Consider the following 19862-nt stretch of genomic DNA (forward strand, 5'->3'; position numbering starts at 1 on the left):
CGCCGCTAGCGTTCGTCCTGAGCCAGAATCAAACTCTCCGTTGAAGACTCTCGAAACACATCCGAAGACGTGAATCAGAAATATCTAAACTAGAGTCCGAAAAATCTAGCAAAGCCAAACACCAGCAAAAGTTTGCTGTTGTTTAAATGTCTCACCATTCCAACCGGGGGGTATAGAAGGCGAGAACCAATAATAATATTGGCACTGACATTCATCGACACACTATTGAGTTCTCAAAGAACACACGCACAAACCTCCACCCAAACGATCACTCGTGGGTTTCAGCAAGGCAACTGTTCTAACTTAGCTCAGGAAACTCGTTGGACGCAAGTCCGAAACGCAGTGACCCTGAACACATGATCAGTCAGGCGCTCTCCGTACTACCTCGTTATCCCTGCCGGTGAAGGCCGGGTCGGTGTCCGTGTCGCTCTGACTCGAATAAAGTTACGTGTTGACCGAGACGATGTCAACTCCGCAGGTCAGACGGGGTAAATGCGCCACAACAGCACGCTGCCCCCGGTCGAGAACCGGGGGCAGCGGACGAAAAGCGGACGAAGTCGCTTACGACTGATGCGGCTTCCACGTAGCGACCGCCCAAATCACGACGATGTCGATCGCGATGATGAGAATCGACCACCACGGGTAGTACGGCAGGTAGAGGAAGTTCGCGACGATCGAGATCGCGGCGATGATCATCGCGAGCACACGCCCCCATGTCTGCCCGGCGATAAGCCCGAGCGCGATGATGATCGCGATCGCGCCGAGCACGATGTGCCACCATCCCCAGGCCGTGAGGTCGAACTGGTAGGTGTACTCGGGCCCAACGACGATGAGGTCGTCGTTCACTACCGCCGAGATGCCCTGGAAGATCTGCAGCGCGCCGACCACCGCCAGGAGAATGCCTGCACCGATGGAGGTTCCGGCCGCGATTCCGTCGCGCACCGCGTGCTGATTCTGGTTCGTCGTCATGCGTTTGGCCTTTCCGCCAGGAGTGCTGACGTGCCACCACGGCACTCCCCGACGGTAGGGAGCCGAGCTAGCGCACCACTTCACCCGTTGCGGGTGAACTCACCGTCGGGCGCACTGGCCGGAGCGTTTTCCGCAGGTCAGCGCGCATGGTGAACAGGCTGTCGAGCAGGTAGTTCTGGCGTACGCGCCACGGTCCTCGGTCACCTTGACGCGGGAACTGGTCGATCGACCGAAGGACATAGCCAGCTTTGAGGTCAAGCAGCGGGCGTTCGTCGAGCTTGCCCGACGGGGTCGGCACTACCGCGACAGCGCCCGTTCGATCGAGGTGGCTCAACACCTTGCACACCAGGCGCGACGTGAGGTCGGCGCGCAACGTCCACGACGCGTTCGTGTAGCCGACGCAGATCGCGAAGTTGGGCAGGCCGGTGAGCATCGCGCCCTGCCAAACGTACTGTTTGGCCAGGTCAACGGCTTCACCATCGACGGTCGGGGCGATGCCGCCGAATGCGAGCAGTCGCAAGCCAGTCGCGGTGACGACGATGTCGGCGGGCAGCACTTCGCCCGATTCCAGCTTGATGCCCTCAGGAACGAAGGTGTCGATGCGGTCGGTGACGACCGTCGCCTTGCCCTTCTTGATCGCCTTGAAGAAGTCGGCGTCCGGGGCGGCGCAAAGGCGCTGATCCCACGGGTCGTACTCGGGGGTGAAGTGCTTCGCGACCAGCTGCGCGTCTTTGAGGATGCGCGTCGACAGCCCGGTGAGCAGCTTGCGCGCGGCTTCGGGCCGACGGCGGCAGTACTGGTAAAAACCCATGTTGAACAGGATGTTCTTGGTGCGGATCACCCGGTGGGCAAGCGCGGGCGGCAGCAGCTCGCGAATCTTGTCGGCTTGTTTGTCTCGACCGGGAACCGCGCTGATCCAGGTGGGGCTGCGCTGCAACATCGTGACGTGTTCGGCCTGATCAGCGAGGTTCGGGACCAGCGTTACCGCGGTCGCACCGCTGCCGATCACCACAACGCGCTTGCCGGTGTAGTCGAGGTCTGCGGGCCAGAACTGCGGGTGGACGAACTGGCCAGCGAAGTCGTCGCGACCGGGGAGTTCGGGGTCGTGCGGGCGTTCGTAGTCGTAGTAACCGGCACAGGTGTAGAGGAAACCGCAGGTCAGCGTGCTGAGTTCGGGACCGTCTGGCCCCTCGTGCGCGACAGTGAGCCGCCAGTGCGCGTTCGCCGACGACCAATCAGCGCCAAGCACGCGCGAGCCGTAGCGGATGTGGGCGTCGATGCCGTTCTCGGCGACGGTTTCGCGCAGGTATTCCATGATCGAAGCGCCATCGGCGATCGACTTGGCGGCCCGCCACGGTTTGAATGGGTAGCCGAGCGTGAACATGTCCGAGTCCGATCGAACGCCCGGATAACGGAACAAATCCCAGGTCCCGCCCAGGTCAGCGCGTGCTTCCAAAACGGCGAAGCTGCGGCCCGGATGTTCGGTTTTGAGGCGATACGCGGCCCCGATTCCCGACAGCCCCGCGCCGATAACGACGACGTCGAGGTGTTCGGGAGTTGCTGTGTGCTCGGTCATGGCGTCCAGTGTGCACGCGGGGTCGCTATCGTCGGAAGGTGTCGATATTTCGGCGTGCGGCCTGGTTGGTGATCGTCGCACTGGTGAGCGTTGGTGTTATCGCCGTAGCCGGTTTTCCGGTTTTCGTGCGACCGCAAATAGATCCTCTTCGCCGGGCCGATGTGATCGTCGTGCTCGGTGGCACGCCCTACGAGCGCTTCGATCGAGGGATCGAGCTCGCTCAGCAGGGGTATGCGCCCGAGGTGTTGATCTCGCAGTCAACCGGGGCTGACGATCCGGAGATGGACCGTTACTGCGGCGGTCGCTTCGCGTTTCGGGTTTCGTGCTTTGTGCCCGATCCGTGGACCACCGACGGTGAGGCGCGCGAAATCGTCCGTCGCGCAAAGATTTACGGGTGGCGCCACATCATCGTCGTGACGTTCACCCCGCACGTTTCTCGTGCGCGCTACATCGTTGAGAAGTGCTTCGACGGCGAGATCACCATGGTCGCGAGTCCGAGCGAGTCCGGGCTGGGGTTCTGGGCCTGGATGTACGTGCGCCAATCCGGTGGCTACGTGCGCGCTTTCGTGAATCAGCATTGCGAGACGGCCGAAAAAACCGCTTCCGCCTTCTAGAGTGACTCGTTAAGCGTCACAGGCGAGAGGGGCCGCCGATGCGGGCCGAGCAGCTTCATACGATCACTGACGATGTCTTGCGCACGCAGGTGTGCGTGGTTGGCGCGGGGGTTGTTGGGCGGGTGGTCGCGCGGGAGTTGGCGACGCGTGGAGTGACGGTGCTAGTGGTCGAGCACAACCAAACCCCTTCCGCACCAACGGAATTCGCTGTGACGAGTACCGATTTCGACGTCACGACCCGACCGTGGGTGAGTCGCGCTGGGTGGCCCATTCCCGCACAAACCATCGCCGCGTATTCCGCGCGGGCGTTGAGCTACCTCGGCCTCGCTCCCCCACCCACGCCCGAATCGGTCGGCGCCGCCCTCTGCCCGATCGCGGGGCAAGTTACCGCGGCAAACCCGGTCGATCTCCCCGACGTCCGCATCGTCGACGCGACCGCCATCCACCTCGACACCGACGCGACCGGCGCGCACGTTTACGCGCTTGAGCTGTCCGGATTGGGCGGCAGGCGGTGTCTCGTTGAGGCGAAGGTGTTCGTGCTGGCGATGGGCGCGATCGAAACGCCTCGCCTGCTACTCGCCTCACGGCGCACGTTGCCGTCCGGCGTTGGGAACCGGTACGACCAGGTTGGGCGGTATCTCCAAGATCGTCGCCACGGGGTTGTCGCGCGATTGTCGCCCGCCGCAGCGGCGGCCGCGTTCACTGAGTTTCGCAATGGGACACCCGGATTCGCGCTGAGCGCCACCGTTCAACGCGACGAGCGGCTCCTCGGCTGCGCGATGTGGTTTCGCGAGGCGGCCAAGCGTGGGTCGATGAAGGTCGCCCTTGACCGGCTGCTGCGCGGAAAAGCCAGTGCCAGCGACGTTTCCATCATCGGTGGCGGCGCGACAGGATGGGCGTGGCGAACCGCCGGGCTGCCGCGACTCGGTGGCGTCGACGTGCATGCCGTCGTTGAGCAGGCGCCCGATTTCGATAGTCGAGTTCGCTTGTCGGACAACGAAACTGATGCTTTCCATGTGCCCGTCGCTGAAATCGACCCCGACGATCGACAGCTCGCCACCCTGCGCCGCGCGCTCGACCTCCTCACCGACGAATTCGCGCGCCGCGACTGGCCAGCGCCCAACATCGACCCCACGCCAACGTTGACGGCGGTGAACGAGCCGACCGGCACAACGCGCATGTCGACCAACCCGCGCGACGGCGTAGTCGACGGACAGTGCCGCGTGCATGGCGTCGACAACCTCTACATCGCTGGCCCGTCGGTGTTTCCAACCACCGGCCATGCCGACCCCACCCTGGCCGCCGTCGCGCTCGCCATCCGCCTCGCCGACACCATCGCAGCGCGAATGGCGGCTACGCGCCTGGGTTGATCGGCCCGATTAGGCTCGTCGGCGTGAGCCAAACCCCCGCAACGCATCCCGACGAACCCCATGCCGAAAGCCTCGCGTCCCGGCTCAATTGGTTGCGCGCGGGTGTGCTCGGTGCCAATGACGGGATCGTATCGACGGCCGGGCTCGTCGTCGGTGTCGCCGCGACGACGACGAGCGTGCGAGTGATTCTCGCCGCGGGCATTGCCGGGCTGGTCGCTGGCGCGTTGTCGATGGCGGCGGGTGAGTACATTTCGGTGAGTACGCAGCGCGACTCCGAGCGCGCGCTGTTGGCGAAGGAACGGCGCGAACTTGCCGAGGAGCCCGAAGCGGAGTTGGCCGAACTCGCCGAAATCTATGAGTCAAAGGGACTTTCGGCCGAAACCGCACGTCAGGTTGCCGAGGAACTGACCGCCCACGATGCCTTCACCGCGCATGCCGAAGCTGAATTGCGCCTCGACCCCGACGCGCTCACCAACCCGTGGGCGGCGGCGGTTTCGTCGGCGATCTCGTTCACCAGCGGCGCGATACTGCCGCTGCTCGCGATCTCGTTGACGCCTGCGGCCTGGCGTGTGCCGGTCACGTTCATCGCGGTTTTGCTTGCGCTCGCGCTGACCGGGTCGGTGAGCGCGGGGCTCGGCGGGAGCTCGCGAGCGCGCGCGGTGACGCGCGTTGTTGTTGGCGGCGCGGTCGCGATGGCGGTCACCTACGGGATCGGGCACCTCACCGATTCGCTCTAGCGCGTTGGGCCTAGGTCGAGGCGGCGGATCACCTCGTCGACCAGTTCCGGTGGCATGCCCGGTTCGCGACGGGCGGCGAGGGCTTCAGCGCGACCAGCTTCGGCGACCTCGGCGCGAATATGGCGAATTTGGTCGCGGCGCTGACGAATTCGCTCCATCTGGGCCTCGGCCTTCTCGTCGGCGTCGGCGGCTTCGGGGTCGGCTTTCGCGCTGAAGCGACGCAGGTTGTCCTTGATGTCGACGTAAACGTCTTCGGGGACGTCGTCGCGTTTGGCGATGGATTTCAGCGTCGCGAGTTCGGCGTGGACGACGCGCGTCCACAGCTGACGTTCGATCGCGCGTTCTTGGCGGGTGTCGACGCGAACGCCGGTGATGCGGACCAGCCACGGCAGCGTCGGTCCTTGCACAAGCAAGGTGAAAAGGACGAGGACGAACGCGACGAAAAGCACCTGCGAGCGGGCGGGGAAGTCAGCACCTGTATCGATGGTGAAAGGGACGGCGAGGGCAAGCGCGACGGTCGCGACGCCGCGCATTCCGGCCCACCACGTGATGATCACTTCTTGCCAGGACAGGGCGTCGGCGGCGTAGCTCTTCGAATAGCGCAGGAACAGCTTCCACGAAGCGAGCAGCCACACGAGGCGAAGCAGCACGATGATCGCGACGACAGCGACCGAGACGCCGATCATCGTTGACCACTCGTCTTTTGTTGTTTGCAGCACGACCTGGAGTTCGAGCCCGATCAGGCCGAACGCGAAGCCGGTGATGAGCATTTCGATGATGTCCCACACCGCGTCGGCGACGAGTCGGTAGTCGCGGTTGGCGATTTTCGTGAGTGCGTCGGTGAGGTAGAGCGCGCAGACCAGGACCGCGAGCACGCCGGAGCCGTGCCAGTGTTCGGCGACGGCGTAGGCGATGAACGGCAGCAGCAGGCTCAGCGACACTTCGCAGGTGACCGTCGTGAGTAGTTGGGTGAGCTTGCCGCCGACCCACCCGAGCGCAAGGCCGACGCCACCGCCGACCAGCGCGGCGATGATGAAGTCGCGGACCGCGTGCCACGGCGAGAAAACGCCGGTGACGACGGCTTGCACGCTGACGGTGTAGATGACGATCGCGGTGACGTCGTTGAACAGCCCCTCACCGCCGAGCGGGACGATGAGCCTGCGTGGGAGGCCGAGTTTGCCTGCCATCGCCATCGCGGCGACAGGGTCGGGCGGGGCGGTCAACGAGCCAAGAACCATGCCAACCGCGATCGGCACACCGGGGTTCCACGCGTGAAACGCGGCGGCGACGGCGACAGCGGTAACGACGACAAGCCCGAACGCGCGCATCGAGATCGCGACCCAGTTTTCGGCGAATTGTCGCCATGACGTGCGACGGGCCGCCGCGTACAGCAGCGGAGGCAGCACCAGCGGCAGGATCAGATGCGGCGGAATCTTCAGTTGCGGCACCCACGGCAACAGCGCGAGTACGCAGCCGAAAACCGTCATCATGATCGAAGACGCGACGCCGATTCGCGCGGAAATCGACTCGGCGATCACGGCGGCGAGCAAGATCGCCAGCACGAGCACCAACTGGTTCATAGCTGGCAAGTCTCACTGATGCGGCCGATCAGATCTCGGAGAATCGCCGGGGGTGCGGACTGCGGGCGTCCGCGCGGTGGCAGGGCCAGGTTTGCTCGCAACAATTGTCGGTGCCCAGCAAGGGCGCTCAATGCGCAGCGGGGCGACAGGACGTGGGCGGCTAGGCGGCGGCACCGTCACAGCGGCAGCCAGCAGTCGCCCGGTCGCGGCGTCGACGAATTCCGCAGTGGCCGCAGCGCATTCGGGCTAGTCGACTTGGGCTCGGGCGCCCGGGAGGACCAAAGGGGGGAGGTTGAAGGGCATCGGGATTGTCTGTTGCGGAGGCGGGGCCGGGGCGGGGGGCGGCGGAGCGTACTCCGGGGCAGGCGGGGCGTATTCGGGTTCGGGGGCGGGCGGGACGTACGGGTCCGGTTCGGGGGCAGGCGGCGGGATGTACTGCGGTTCCGGGACAGGCACGTGTTGCTCGACCGGCGCGGGAGCGGGAGCCGGTGCTGGCTGGTCGCCAACCGGGGCGGGTGGCGGTGGCGGAGGCGGGACCGGGTTTGTTGTCACCGGACGGTCAGGGGTGCATTCCCAGCGGTCGCCCGCCTCAACGGTCTGGATCTTCCAATGCGCTTCGATACCGCCGGCTGAACAGTTGAGCCCAACGCGGCGCGCAGGCCACGGCGGCGCGAATTGCTCACCGGCGTTGGCTACCTGTTTGTCGGTGCGATCCTCGGCGCTCACATCAGCGAGCGGCTGACCAGCGACTTCGGGCCTAACCGCGTTGTTGGACGCGCGATTGCGCTCGACGCCGTCGTCGGCGCGCAGCACGAGTCCGAGTGCGCCAACGAGCGCGAGCAACGCGACCATCACCGCGGCGAACGCGATCCGGCGCGGACGTTTCGTTGGGCTTGCGAGCTGTTCCATCACACCGCCTCCGGCCGTGGAGAACGACAGGACTTCTCCTGCCTTCGCACGCTACCCGAAGGTTGCTCAGCCGACGCTCGACACCGAATAACGCTACTGGCCAGTGCTGATACCTATATTCAGCGGTTGCCAGAAGGTTACTTGATCGCGACCCGAACCTTCACCGCGTCGGCGTCGGTATTGTGCAGTGCCTGTGCGATAAGCGCGCTCAGATCCAGTTGCGGCGCGGTCGAGGTAACCGACTGCGTCAGCGGCGCGAGCCCCGGCAGCGACGCCTGCAACTCGGGTCCGAGCTCAGTGAGCTTGGCGTTGAGCTGGCCCAAGAAGTCGACAAGGCCGCCGTCGCGCAGGTACGCGCTCGCGTCTTCGGACGCACCGTATCGGCCGACCGCTTCAACGAACTGGTCGATCGTCTGCGCTAGGCGAACGAACGCGGGCGCCGCGGCGAGCGTCGCCGGCTCTGCCCAGCCGATATCGCCGACGACGGATTCGAAGTTGTTTTCCAACGTCGCGATCGCGGGCGCGCGGCTCATGATCGCGGCGGCAAGCAGGTCGCCAGCGCGCGCGAGTTCGGGCACAACGTTCTCCGAGCCCGTCAGCGCGGTGTTGAGCGTTTCGGTGAGTGAACCGACCACGGTCGGGTCAAGCTGGTCGACGGTCTTGGTGACCAGCCGCGCGACTTCGGGAATCGACATCGGCGTTTTGATGTTGGTCCCAGCCAACTTCTGCCCGTCGCGCACGTACGGTCCGTTGCTGTCGCGCGGGACGAACTGCACGAACGGCTCACCAAGCGAAGACAGGTGTTCGATCGTGACCGTGCTGCTCATCGGCAGTTTTTGGTCGGCGTCGATGCGGAAACCGACCTGCACGCGACCAGCGCCGACGGTGTCGACCTGGGTGACTTTGCCGATTTCGATGCCGGTGAGCAACACCGGCGAACCGACGCTGAGCCCGCCGGAGTTGGCGACTTCGAGCGACGCGTTGGTGTACTCGGCGAACGGGTCGACCTTAACGACACCGAAGGTCAGGTAACTCGCGCCGAGCACAGTGATCGCGGCGATACCGGTGAGGGAGGCGAGCGCGCCGAGTTTCATCGCACCATTCCGATCATGCGCAGGGCGGCCACGATCTGGGCCAACTCTTGTTTGTCGCCAACCGAAACTTCGGTCACGTTGACCGAAGGGTGCTGGGCGAAGGGCACGACTTTCTCGCCAAGCAACTTCGTCAACAGCGCGAGATTCGACGAATTACGCAGGTCAGGTGACCCGCCGGTCAGCAGCGGCACCAGCGCGGTGACGGCGGCGTCGCCGGAGCGGGCGAGCGGTTCGGCCCACACGAGCGACTCGCCGGTCGGGCCGAGCGCCTTGAACACGGCCATCGTCTTCGCGATCGAATCGGCGGTGCCGTTCATCGCGTCGACCGAGGCCGGGGTGAGGATGTCGCTGAGTTGGGCCTCGATGTCGAGCAGGACCGGCGCGTTGCTCGCCAAGCCGTTGACGAGCAGGTCGACCTGGTCGAGGTGCGCGGCCAAGTCGGCGACGTCGGCACCCATCACACCCGCGATCCGCGCGGTTTCGGCGGGATCGCGCGGCATCACCGAGTTCACGCGCGCCATCATGTCTTGCAATTGTCCGACCGCGCCGCCCTGGACGAACAGCGCCATCGTCGCCATCGTGTCCTCAAGTTGGACAGGAGTTTTGGTGTGGTCGATGCCGATGGTGTCGCCGTCACGCAGCAGGGTTGTGAACCCGTCTTTGGGCGTGGTGAGCGACAGGTGGATGTCGCCGAGCAGCGTGTTTTGCCGCAGTTCGGCGATCGATGACTTGGGCAGTCGCACCGAATCGCTGATCTCGGCTTCGACGACAACGTAACCGCCACGGCCGGCTGGCGCGTTGGCTGGCGAAACGACGCGCACGTTGTCGACAACGCCGACCTGGGCGCCGTTGGCGATCACCTTCGACTTCGCTGGCAGGTTCAGCGCGCTCTCGAACTCGATGTTCACGTGGTAGGTCGGGCCGCTGACGCCCGAGCCGGGCACGGGCACCTGCGCGGGGTCGAACCCGCACGCACTCAGCGCGAGCCCGGTCGCGGCGAGGGCAATCGCCTTGTACCGCAAGCCTTTTCGCTTGATACTCATCGCGTACCCGCCATTTCAAGCACTACCTGAACAAGGTTGACGTCGGTGGGTCCGTGTCCCGGTTCCGGGCACTGACCTGGCACGAGCGCGTCCACCGCCGCACACACCTGATCGGTTTCGGCGACGGGCAGGTCGACACGCGGCGGCGCGTACGTGATGCCACCGCCGGCGACCGCGCTGAAGTTCGCCGCGAGCGCTGGCGTCTTGTTGACGATCTCGCGCAGGTTAGTCGCGTTGGCGCGCAACAGTTTTACCGTTGGAACAACGTCGTCGAGCGCGCTGATGATCGGGTCGCCAAGGATGGTGACCAGGTCGTTGAGCATTGGCAGCGCGGCACCAAGTCCGTCGAACAGCTTGGTCGCGGGCCCGAGCAGGTCATCGGTCGACTGGTTCAGCAGCGGCGCGAGGCGCACGAGCATCGATTGCAGCTCACCCCAGTGCTCGCTGACCTTGCTCGACACCGAGGCGAACGCGTCGAAAAGGCTTGCGAGATGGGCGATGTCGGCATCCGGCTTGTTCATCGCCGAACCGAGCTTTTGGATCAGTTGGTTGATCGTCGGGCCGGTGCCCGCGGTCGCGCGTTCGATCGAACTCAGGCCATTGGCGAGGATATTCGACTGACTCGGGTCGGTGCCGTTGAGTTCTTCAGCGAGACTGGCGAGCGCGGTGAGCGTTTCGGTAACGCTCTTTGGCGTAAGGGTTTTGGTGATGCACCCGTTCGACAGCTTGCGCATCTCTTTGCCGGAGGTGAGCACGGCCAGGTTGCGGTCGGCGGCAACGGAATACGCGACGGTCGTCGCCGACGCGTCGGCATACACCGGGTACTTGGCGTCAACGGCGAACTCGACGCGCACCTTTGAACCTTCGTTGCGCACGGAGGTGACCTCGCCGACATCAATGCCGCGCATCGTCACGTGATTGCCCGGATAGAGGCCGATCGCGTCGGGCATGATCGCGCAGTAGCTCTCGGTTTTGCGCAGCGGATCGAACGCGATCACGTAGCCGCCGATGACGAGCGCGACGAGCACCGCGACCCCGGCGACCGACATGAACGCCTGCGATGCGAGCAGTCGTTTGAACATCAGCACGCCTTCCCGGGCAGCGGAACGCACAGTCGCGTCTTCGACTGATCGACGACAACGCCCTGGTCAGGCACGACGAGTGCGCCGAGTTTGGTTTGCAGGTCGCCAACGGTGGCGATCATCGGTTCGAACTGACCGGCGAGTTCGCGCAGTCGAGGCAGCGCGTCGGCGAGTGCCTGGGCACGCGGCTTGAGCGTTGAGTCGTAGCTGGGCGCGAGCATCGCGAGTCGGTCGACAACCGAAACGAGCAACCGGACCGCTTCAGCGGCTTCGGCCTTGCGGCTGAGCAGTTGGTCTTCAAGCAGGTTGACGTTGTCCATCAGGCGACCGAGGTCGCTTTTCGCGCCGTCGTACATCCTGATGTACTCGTCGACAACGGCGATCGACTTCGACACCTGGTCGCGCTGGCGGTCGAGCATGTCGGCGTACTTGCCGACGGTGTCAAGCGTAGTGCGAAGGGCGTCAGGCGATTTCGCGATCGCGGCGTTGGCGGCGGCGAGGTTGTTGCGCACGGTCGCGCCGTCGACGGCGTTGAGCGGGTTGGTCGCGTCCTGGAACGTTTCCATCAGGCTGTAGGGCAACCGGATGCGGTCGGTGGGAATTGGCTTGTCGCCCAAGGCAGTTGAGCCCGCCGGGTACAGCGCGACGTAGTGGCCACCGACGACGGTGAGCATGCGGACATCCAGCGAGGTCTTATCGCCGACGAACACGTCACGGTCGACGGTGAACTTCATGATCACCTTGTCGGGCCGCAGCTCAAGCGAGGTCACCTCGCCAACCGAGATACCAGCGAGGCGAACGTCGTCACCCTCGTGCACCGACTGCGCTTCGGCGAGCTCGGCGGTGTAGGTGTGCTTGCCAAGCGGCACAACGTAAATCACGCCAGCGCCGATCACGAAAAGCACGACCATCGCCAATCCGATGACGCCCATACGTAATTCGCGCGCTTTACGGGTCGGCTCATCCATGATCGGGCGGTCACCCGACGACAGCCAACGCATCAGCCGTTGCATACCGTGACCTCCTGTCCTGCCATGAGCACCCGCAGCGGGGCGGGCACCGTCGCGGCACCGTTGGTGCAGTGCGGGGTGAAGTCGGCGAAGTCGCGCGACATCGTCGCGTCGACGCTGGTCAGCAGGCCGGGCAGCTTGCCGAGCACGTCAACGGCTTCGTTCGGATCGGGGAACAGCGACTTGATCAGCGCGTCGGCGTCGTTGGCCGAGGTAAGACCAAGCGAAGCGAGCAGGTGGTCGACCGGCGCGAGCACCGACGGCGCGGTCATCGCGAACTTCACGACGCCGTCGATGTTGCGCTGCATCGCTTCGAAGATGTCGGTGAGACGCGCGAGCAACGGGACGAGGTAGCCGACGCGGCCGCCGTGACGTTCGCTCAGCGTCGACAGGTTCGCGATGAGCGTGCTGATGATTTCCTGCCGGTTGTCGGCGTATTTCACCAGCTCGTCGATCGACTTCAGCGCGGGACCGATGCCGTTGCCGTCGCCTTCGATGACCGCGAGCATGTTGGCGGTGAACTGGTTGATCGCCTCGGGCGACAGCGTCGCGAGCACCGGCTTCAACCCGCTGAACAGGCTCGTCACGTCGAACGACGGGACGGTCATGTTCGCGCCGATCCGCGCCCCGGCAGGCATGACCTTGCCCGGGTTCGGCTGCTGCTGCAGGTCGATGTAGCGCTGGCCGGTGAGGTTTTGGTACCGGATGGCCAACTTCGAGTTGTCATAGATCGGGGTGTCGGTCTTCACCGTCAACGCGACCTTGGCCTTGTCGCCTTCGAGGGAGATCTTTTCGACCTTGCCGACCTGCACACCGAACATGCGCACGTCATTGCCGACTTTGAGCCCGTTCGCGTCGGTGAAGATCGCGTCGTGAGCTTGGGTTTCGCCAGCGACGGGCCGCTTGATCAGCGTGAAGACCAGCCCGAGTAACGCGAGCATGACGAGGGCGAAAACGCCGAGTCGCAGTGCGACGCCACCGATTTTCATCGGACACCGCCCTTTCCGAACAGGGGAACGGCGAGCGCGGGAACGTCCGCGAGCTCGACTTCGAGGTTGAGCACCGGGCTGCCGTTCGGGCCAGCGGGCATCGCGCCGAGCAGGTTGGTGAGCAGCGCGTGCAGGTCAGTGCCGGCCTGCGCCGACGACATCTGCGCGAGCGCGTACAGCATCGGGGCGAGCAGGTCGGCGGTGCCGGTGAGCTGGCCGCCCGCGGTGGTAAGTGTGGTGGAAAGCGAAGGCAGAATCGTGCCGCCGAGCGCGTTGACGCCGAGGTCGTAGCGTTCCTTGTCGACCTGGGTGACGCGGATGTCGGACAGGATGTCGAGCACCTGCATGGTCGCGCCCGCGAACTCGCCGCCGCCGTGGAAGGCGGGACCGAGCTTGCCCGCCAACTCCGACGGCATGACGTCCTGGTTGTCGGCGATGGTGGTCGCCAGGGTGATCATCGCCTGCGCGAGCGGGGTGAACGCCTTGAAGTCGGCGGCAAGCTGGGAAATCACCGACGCCATCTGCGGGCTCGTCACCGTGACGCCCATGCCGGAGAGGCTGCGCAGGATCGAGCTCATCGTCGCGTCGTAAACGCGACCTGACTTCGGCCCGGTCAGGTCGATGGTTTCGCCGCCGCGCAGCGGTTGGCCACCGTCGCCACGCTTGAGTTCGATTTCGGCGATGCCGAACAGGTTCGTCGGGGCGTAGTCGATCGACAGCGCCGAATCGATGCCGTGCATACGGGAGTTGTCGAGCAGCAGCGCGATTTGCTGCGTGCCGCTCTCCCCCGCGACGACCGAGTCGACCTTGCCGACGGTGACGCCGTCGACGCGCACCTGACTGCCCGCTGTAATGCCGTCACCAATGAGTTCGGTGTGCAGCGAGACGCGCAGGCCATCTTCGGTGCGGACGTTGCGGTAGACGAGGGTGGCGACGAGCACCACCGCGATCAGCCCGATGATGACAACGCCGGTAGTACGCGACGATTTACGCGAGGCAGCGACGCCTGGCATTCCGTAGTTAGGCACTGCCCATCACCCCGTAAAGCTGATCGCCGAGTTGAAGCCCCACAGCGCGATCGACAAGACCATGTCGATGGCGACAATCGCGACCGACGACGCGCGAACGGCACGTCCCGACGCGATGCCGACGCCCTCGGGGCCGCCGGTGGCGAAGAAACCGAAGTAGCTGTGGACAAGGATCACGACCGTGCCGAAAACGGCGACCTTGATAACGGCGGCGATCATGTCGAAACCAGCAATGAACTGGAAAAAGTAGTGGTCGTATACGCCCGCTGACTGGCCGTAGACCATCGTCAGCAGGCCGCGGCACGCCGCGTACGACAGGATCAGCGCGATAAGGAACGTCGGGACGATCGCGATCGCGCCCGCGATCACGCGGGTGGTCACGACGAACGGCACCGAACGCAGGCCGAGCGCTTCGATGGCGTCGATCTCCTCGGAGATGCGCATCGAGCCGATTTCGGCGGTGATGCGGCAGCCTGCCTGGGCGGCGAAGCCGATCGCGGCGGCGATGGGCGCGAGTTCACGCGTTGTCGCGTACGCAGAAATCACGCCGGTGACCGGGCCCATGCCGAGCATGTCAAGCGAAGCGAACGACTCAACGCCGACCGACGCGCCCATCACCAGGCCCAACACGATCATCATCGGGACGGTGCCGCCGCCGACGATGATCGAACCGCGACCCCAGGTCATGTCGGTGACCGCGCGCAGCGTCTCAGCGCGATAGCGCTTGAGCGTCAGCGGAACCGACGCGATGACCTGCCAGACGAACACCGCGATAAAGCCGAGCGATTCGCCAGCGCCAACAACTTGTTTGCCAACGCGGGCGGGTTTACGCAACCACGCCAGCGACGCGGGGAGATAAGGAGCAGCCATTTACGCCAACTTCGTCGGAAGGAACATCGCGCTGATCTGGGTGGCGAGCAGGTTGACGATCGCGATCGAAACCACGCTCAACACCACGGCCGCGTTCACGGCATCGGCGACGCCACGCGGGCCGCCCTTGGCTTCAAGGCCACGCTGGCACGCGATGATGACAACAAGGAAGCCGAAGATCAGCGCCTTGAGCAGCGAGACCCACACGTCGCCGACGGTCGCGAACGAACCGAACGTCGACCAGTACGAACCCGGGGTTACGCCCTGGCCGCTGACGGCGACGGCGTAGCCGGCGAGCACGCCAACGATGATGATCAGCACGTTCAGCATCGGCGCGACGATCAGCATCGCGACCAGTCGCGGGATCACGAGCCGGTGCACCGGGCTGATGCCCATCGTGTTGAGCGCGTCGATTTCCTCGCGGATCGTGCGGGCGCCGAGGTCGGCGGCAATCGCCGCGGCGCCGGCGCCACCGAGGAGGAAGCCGGTCGCGATGGGCGCGCCCTGTTTGATGACGCCGAGGCCGCCGGTCGCGCCGAGCATCGAGTCAGCGCCGAGGCTGTGAATGAGATTGCCGACCTGAACCGACACAATCACGCCGAACGGAATGGCCATCAAAATCGCGGGAATCGCGGTGACGGTAATCAGCCGCCACGCTTGAATCAGCGTTTCGCGCCATTGGAAATTGCGCGCGAGCACATCGGCAAGCGTTCCCGTTGTTGATTCGCGCGCTAGATCGACGGCGCGACCAAAAGTTCGCAACGACGACACGATGGTGTCGGTGAAGTTTTTGCGGACGATCTGTGCGGCGGAATCGGATTTCGCGCGGTGCTCGTCGACTGAGGTGGTCATCACGCGCTCTCTCGGTTCGGCATCGATGCTTCCCGGTCAAGCTAACCGGTACTGTGCGTCACAACAAAATTTCCACCCCGTGATCCACGCCACTTCACAATCAATTCGCCGCGCGTATCACCGCTATGTGATCTACCCCACTCACCTGCTGAAATGGCGTCACTAGGCGGCCAACGGGCGCGTCAATCCCCATTACGATTACGACCGGTGCCGTCCAGCACGGCTGCCGAAAGTGGTCGCGAAGATCGCCGGAGTACTGCACTCCAACGGCGAGGATGGGGAAGAATTCAGCGCGTGCGGACCCAGTTCACCCTTGAGCTTCTCGCTCTGTCGAACGATCTGACTCTTATGTCACGCCTGGCCCACGACGCGACCGAACGCGTCGGCTTCGCCATCACCCATGCCGACCTCGCCGCTACCTATGAAGTGTTCGCGCTAGACGAGCAACTACAAAAGATGTTCGCCGCCTGCGAATCTCGCACAATGGCCCTGCTCGCGCTGCAAGCCCCCGTTGCGCGCGACCTGCGCCACGTTGTTACGTCGATCCAAATCGCTGGTGAACTGTCGCGGATCGGGCGACGCACCGAAACCGCAGGCCAGTACGTTTACCGCGCGCACCCGTCGGCAGTCGCCGCACCGGGGATTGTCGACGTGCTTGCGCCGATGAGCGAGCTTGCGGCCCATAGTGTTTCGCGGGTTGGCGATTCGCTGGCGACCGGCCGCATCAAGGCCGACGACGGTGCGCCCGATGCGATGGAAGCGCTGTGCGCGCGCTTGCGCACCACGCTCAGCGAGGCCGACACCCCCGCCGAAGTCGCGATTGATATCGCCTTGCTTGGCAGCCAGTTTCAGCGTTGCGTCGATCACGCTGCCCGCATCATTCGTCTGATTCACTTCCAGACCACCGGAGTAGCTCCCGAAAGTGGTTCAGCACCCGACTGATTCACCCCTCGATAGCGCCAAGCTATGGGATAGCACCATTTTTGACGCCTCAACAGCCTAAGCTCGTCGCCATGAAGTGGTTCTCGATCGGCGCGCCGATTGTTCCTGTTGTTCTCGGCGTCGCATTACTGTCCGGTTGCTCGTCGTCTTCGACAACCAATCCCGGTGGCCCAGGTCTGCCCGCCGCGAGCGCGGCGACGGTCACGAGCAAGGAAATCGGCGCGCTCGTCGACAAACTCGTCGTCGCGCCCGAGGGCCCGATGACCGGCTACGACCGGGAGAAGTTCCCGCACTGGGACACCAACAAGCCCGAACACGGCTTCACCGGCGACCTGGCGAAATACGCGAAATGCACAACGCGCGAAGTGATGATGCTGCGCGACGCGACCGGTGGCGTGACTCTCGACGCGGCAACGTGTGACCTCAAGATCCCGGCGGGTGCGGGGTGGCAAGACCACTACGGGTTCATCGACAAGAAGACCAACCAGCTCGGCCCGTACAAATTCATCACCGACCCCGCCAAAGTCGATGCCGAACACATTGTTCCGCTCGCGGAAGCGTGGCGTTCGGGCGCCGCCGACCGCGACGTCGACACCCGTCGCCGCATCGCCAACGACTCGATCAACCTCGTCGCCGCCGACCCGTCGGCCAACCGGTCAAAGGGTGACCAGGACGTCGCGAATTATTTGCCGCCCGGCGAATTTCGCTGCGCATACCTCGAGCATTACGTGAAGATCAAAGTAAAATACGCGTTGACCGTTGATTCCGTGGAGCACACCGCATTGCGCACCGCAGTTGCTGACTGCGTTCGTGGAGGAGAGTTCAAATAAGCGAGTTCATCGAGATCACCGCTGATTCCGCCGTGATGACCGAAGAGGAAGGCACGATTTCTGGCGCACTCGATGTGATGCTTGACGATGCTGGCAAGGGGCTTGTCCGCTATCGCGATACCGATTCCTGGTATCACATCGGCAATATCGAAGGCGAAGACGCGAAAACCTGGGACTCGTTGGGCGACTTGGTGAAAGCCATCAAAAAGGTCGCTGGCACGCGCGATGTCGCTGGCAACGCCGTGGTTTTCGAAGCGTAGTTCGTTACGACCGTGCTGGCATCGGCTCGTCGGTGTCAGCACCCTGGTCGAGCAGTTTGGCCGCGATGTTGGTCAACGCTTGGTCAAGGAGTTCGCGATCCTTCGGGTTGTTGGAGTTCCAGTCGTCTAGGCGTTCGCCGAGCCAGCGTCGCCAGCCAACGCGCAGCACGTCAACTTCCTGTTTGCCCTCTTTGGTCAGGGCAAGGTCGCCTGCTTTGTCGGTGAGTAAGCCGCGCTCCACCGCACGCTGGAATACCGGCGACAACACTTCAACCGGCACCATGTGTCGGTAGGCGATCCCGCGCATTGTCACCGGCTGCCCGGTCTTGCTTTCCAGATAAACCTGCGCGAGCACCCACGCGGTGTCGGGGGTGAGGTCGCTGTGGGCCGCCGCGATCAGTTGCGACGTGATCGGGCCGTGCGCGCGCGCCTTGCGGACCGTCGTCGCGACCGCGCGTTCCAGCTGCACAACCCGGTCATGCGAATCTGGCATAGAAAAGCCCTCGCCCATGTCGGATGCGCCGTGGCGGGCGCTGTCGCGCAGCTTCACCTGCGGCAGGAACCAGGCGATCACGAAACCGACGAGCGCGACCGGAACAACCCAGCGGAAGACGTAGTCGATCGACGTCGCGTAAGCGTCGATGATCGGGCGCACCTGGTCGACTGGCAGGTTGCGCAGGGTTTTCGGGTCGGTGACCGCCTGCGGTGGGATGCCGTGCACCTTGGCCATCGCGGCTTTGAGTTCCGGTTCGCTCTTGTTGTTGTAGAGCGTTCCGAAGACGGCGGTACCGAAGGAGCTGCCGAGCGTGCGGAAGAACGTCACGCCCGAAGTCGCTGTACCGAGGTCGGAGTAGGGCACGGTGTTTTGCACGACGATCGTGAGCACCTGCATCGACAGCCCTAAGCCCGCGCCGAGGATGAACATGTAGAGCGATTCGAGCCAGATGCTGGTGTCGTGGCCCATCGTCGACATCAACGCGAGGCCGACAGCCATCACGGCCATGCCCGCGATCGGGAAGTAGCGGTACTGGCCGGTGCGGCCAACAACTTGGCCGGAGAAGATTGACGTGATGAACAGGCCGACGACCATCGGCAGGGTGCGCAGGCCCGAGATGGTTGCCGAATCGCCGTCGACGTACTGCAAATACGCGGGCAGATAGGTCATCGAGCCGAGCATCGCGAAGCCGACGATGAAACTCAGAATCGACGACACCGTGAAAACGCGACTGCTGAACAGTCGCATGGGCAGCATAGGTTCCTTCGCGCGGTTTTCCGCGAAAACGAACGCCGTGAGTAGCAGCGCGGCCGCGATGAACAGGCCGATGATCTGCCAGGACAGCCACGGGTACTCATTGCCGCCGAACTCAAGGCCAAGGATCAGGGCCGAAACACCAAGGGCGACAAGGCCAATGCCGAGATAGTCGATGATGGGCTTGGCTTTGGTGCGCAAATGCGGGAGGGTGCGGGCCGCGAGCAGCACCATCAAGATCGCGACGGGGACGTTCACGTAAAAGCACCACCGCCAGCTCGCGTGGTCGGTGAACAGGCCGCCGAGCGTTGGGCCGATCACGGTCGTGATGCCGAAAACGCCGCCGAGCGCGCCCTGGTATTTGCCGCGTTCGCGCAGCGGAATGGCATCGGCGATCAGCGCCATCGACGTGACCATCAGGCCGCCAGCGCCGATGCCTTGGATGCCGCGCGCCAGAATCAAGATCACCATGTCGCCCGCAAGCCCCGCGAGCGCTGAGCCGGTGATGAAGATGATCGCGCTGAGCTGGAACATGAGTTTGCGGCCGAACAGGTCACCGAGCTTGCCAGCGAGCACCGTCGCCACCGCTTCGGCAAGCAGATACGACGTGACGACCCAGGCCATATGCCCCGCGCTACCCAGGTCGGCAACGATCGACGGCAGCGCCGACGACACGATCGTCTGATCAAGCGCGGCCATGAACATGCCGAGCGCGACCGTGGCGAAGATCAGATTGACCTTCGTTTTGCTCATCACCTCGGGGTCAGCAACGGCTTCCGACATGGCCTCAGTATGGGCTTTTGTCCCGCTCGGACCGGTTCAGTGACACGGCGGCAATCGGCTATCGGTTGTCATCTG

Annotated in this window: 19 protein-coding genes; 6 read left to right on the forward strand and 13 right to left on the reverse strand. The window is 64.3% G+C overall.

Annotation, left to right across the window (positions count from 1 at the left end):
• Positions 1-561: 561 nt before the first annotated feature.
• Together IEX78_RS23730 and IEX78_RS23735 are read right to left on the reverse strand one after the other, a co-directional pair.
• A complete protein-coding gene (locus tag IEX78_RS23730) occupies positions 562-969 on the reverse strand; it encodes a DUF7144 family membrane protein (protein ID WP_188831300.1) in 408 nt (135 codons plus the stop codon).
• Positions 970-1036: 67 nt separating this feature from the next.
• Entirely contained in the window at positions 1037-2545 is a 1509-nt protein-coding gene (locus IEX78_RS23735) for a flavin-containing monooxygenase (protein ID WP_188831301.1), read from the reverse strand.
• 65 nt (positions 2546-2610) lie between these two features.
• Here IEX78_RS23735 and IEX78_RS23740 point away from each other — a divergent pair, with 65 nt between their 5' ends.
• The 3 genes from IEX78_RS23740 to IEX78_RS23750 are packed head-to-tail and all read left to right on the forward strand — an operon-like array spanning position 2611 to position 5266.
• A complete protein-coding gene (locus tag IEX78_RS23740) occupies positions 2611-3159 on the forward strand; it encodes a YdcF family protein (protein WP_229684328.1) in 549 nt (182 codons plus the stop codon).
• Between the two features lie 38 nt (positions 3160-3197).
• A complete protein-coding gene (locus IEX78_RS23745) occupies positions 3198-4529 on the forward strand; it encodes a GMC oxidoreductase (RefSeq protein ID WP_188831303.1) in 1332 nt (443 codons plus the stop codon).
• A gap of 23 nt (positions 4530-4552) precedes the next feature.
• A complete protein-coding gene (locus tag IEX78_RS23750; protein ID WP_188831304.1) occupies positions 4553-5266 on the forward strand; it encodes a VIT1/CCC1 transporter family protein in 714 nt (237 codons plus the stop codon).
• On the opposite strand, the gene IEX78_RS23755 is transcribed toward IEX78_RS23750, so the two are convergent.
• The 10 genes from IEX78_RS23755 to IEX78_RS23800 form a co-directional block, all read right to left on the reverse strand.
• The gene (locus IEX78_RS23755; RefSeq protein ID WP_188831305.1) at positions 5263-6846 is read right to left on the reverse strand and encodes a Na+/H+ antiporter; all 1584 of its coding nucleotides are present in this window, start codon (positions 6844-6846) and stop codon (positions 5263-5265) included. The two genes, IEX78_RS23750 and IEX78_RS23755, sit on opposite strands and share 4 nt — an antisense overlap.
• A 246-nt stretch (positions 6847-7092) precedes the next feature.
• Positions 7093-7755, reverse strand: a complete 663-nt coding sequence (locus IEX78_RS23760) for a hypothetical protein (RefSeq protein WP_188831306.1) — start codon at positions 7753-7755, stop codon at positions 7093-7095.
• Positions 7756-7892: 137 nt separating this feature from the next.
• Entirely contained in the window at positions 7893-8849 is a 957-nt protein-coding gene (locus IEX78_RS23765; RefSeq protein WP_188831307.1) for an MlaD family protein, read from the reverse strand.
• Entirely contained in the window at positions 8846-9892 is a 1047-nt protein-coding gene (locus tag IEX78_RS23770; RefSeq protein ID WP_188831308.1) for an MlaD family protein, read from the reverse strand. The genes IEX78_RS23765 and IEX78_RS23770 overlap by 4 nt, the downstream gene beginning before the upstream one ends.
• A complete protein-coding gene (locus IEX78_RS23775) occupies positions 9889-11004 on the reverse strand; it encodes an MlaD family protein (protein WP_229684313.1) in 1116 nt (371 codons plus the stop codon). Before IEX78_RS23775 ends, IEX78_RS23770 begins: the two co-directional genes overlap by 4 nt.
• Positions 10974-11987, reverse strand: a complete 1014-nt coding sequence (locus IEX78_RS23780) for an MlaD family protein (protein WP_188831309.1) — start codon at positions 11985-11987, stop codon at positions 10974-10976. Before IEX78_RS23780 ends, IEX78_RS23775 begins: the two co-directional genes overlap by 31 nt.
• A complete protein-coding gene (locus tag IEX78_RS23785) occupies positions 11975-12973 on the reverse strand; it encodes an MlaD family protein (RefSeq protein ID WP_188831310.1) in 999 nt (332 codons plus the stop codon). Before IEX78_RS23785 ends, IEX78_RS23780 begins: the two co-directional genes overlap by 13 nt.
• Positions 12970-14001: an MlaD family protein gene (locus tag IEX78_RS23790; protein ID WP_229684315.1), complete on the reverse strand. Its 1032-nt coding sequence runs from the start codon at positions 13999-14001 to the stop codon at positions 12970-12972. Before IEX78_RS23790 ends, IEX78_RS23785 begins: the two co-directional genes overlap by 4 nt.
• Before the next feature lie 6 nt (positions 14002-14007).
• The gene (locus IEX78_RS23795; protein ID WP_188831311.1) at positions 14008-14871 is read right to left on the reverse strand and encodes an MlaE family ABC transporter permease; all 864 of its coding nucleotides are present in this window, start codon (positions 14869-14871) and stop codon (positions 14008-14010) included.
• Positions 14872-15723: an ABC transporter permease gene (locus IEX78_RS23800; RefSeq protein ID WP_188831312.1), complete on the reverse strand. Its 852-nt coding sequence runs from the start codon at positions 15721-15723 to the stop codon at positions 14872-14874.
• A 294-nt stretch (positions 15724-16017) separates the two neighbouring features.
• Between IEX78_RS23800 and IEX78_RS23805 the strand changes: the two genes are divergently transcribed.
• The 3 genes from IEX78_RS23805 to IEX78_RS23815 all read left to right on the forward strand — a co-directional run bounded on the left by IEX78_RS23805 (position 16018) and on the right by IEX78_RS23815 (position 17755).
• Positions 16018-16665, forward strand: coding sequence for a phosphate signaling complex PhoU family protein (locus IEX78_RS23805; protein WP_188831313.1), 648 nt, complete (start codon positions 16018-16020; stop codon positions 16663-16665).
• A gap of 71 nt (positions 16666-16736) precedes the next feature.
• The gene (locus IEX78_RS23810; RefSeq protein ID WP_188831314.1) at positions 16737-17495 is read left to right on the forward strand and encodes an HNH endonuclease family protein; all 759 of its coding nucleotides are present in this window, start codon (positions 16737-16739) and stop codon (positions 17493-17495) included.
• Positions 17496-17530: 35 nt separating this feature from the next.
• Positions 17531-17755, forward strand: a complete 225-nt coding sequence (locus IEX78_RS23815) for a hypothetical protein (protein WP_188831315.1) — start codon at positions 17531-17533, stop codon at positions 17753-17755.
• 4 nt (positions 17756-17759) lie between these two features.
• On the opposite strand, the gene IEX78_RS23820 is transcribed toward IEX78_RS23815, so the two are convergent.
• Positions 17760-19787, reverse strand: a complete 2028-nt coding sequence (locus tag IEX78_RS23820; RefSeq protein ID WP_229684317.1) for an MDR family MFS transporter — start codon at positions 19785-19787, stop codon at positions 17760-17762.
• Between the last annotated feature and the right edge of the window lie 75 nt (positions 19788-19862).

It is taken from the genome of Nocardia camponoti, assembly GCF_014646135.1.
Classification (GTDB): domain Bacteria; phylum Actinomycetota; class Actinomycetes; order Mycobacteriales; family Mycobacteriaceae; genus Nocardia; species Nocardia camponoti.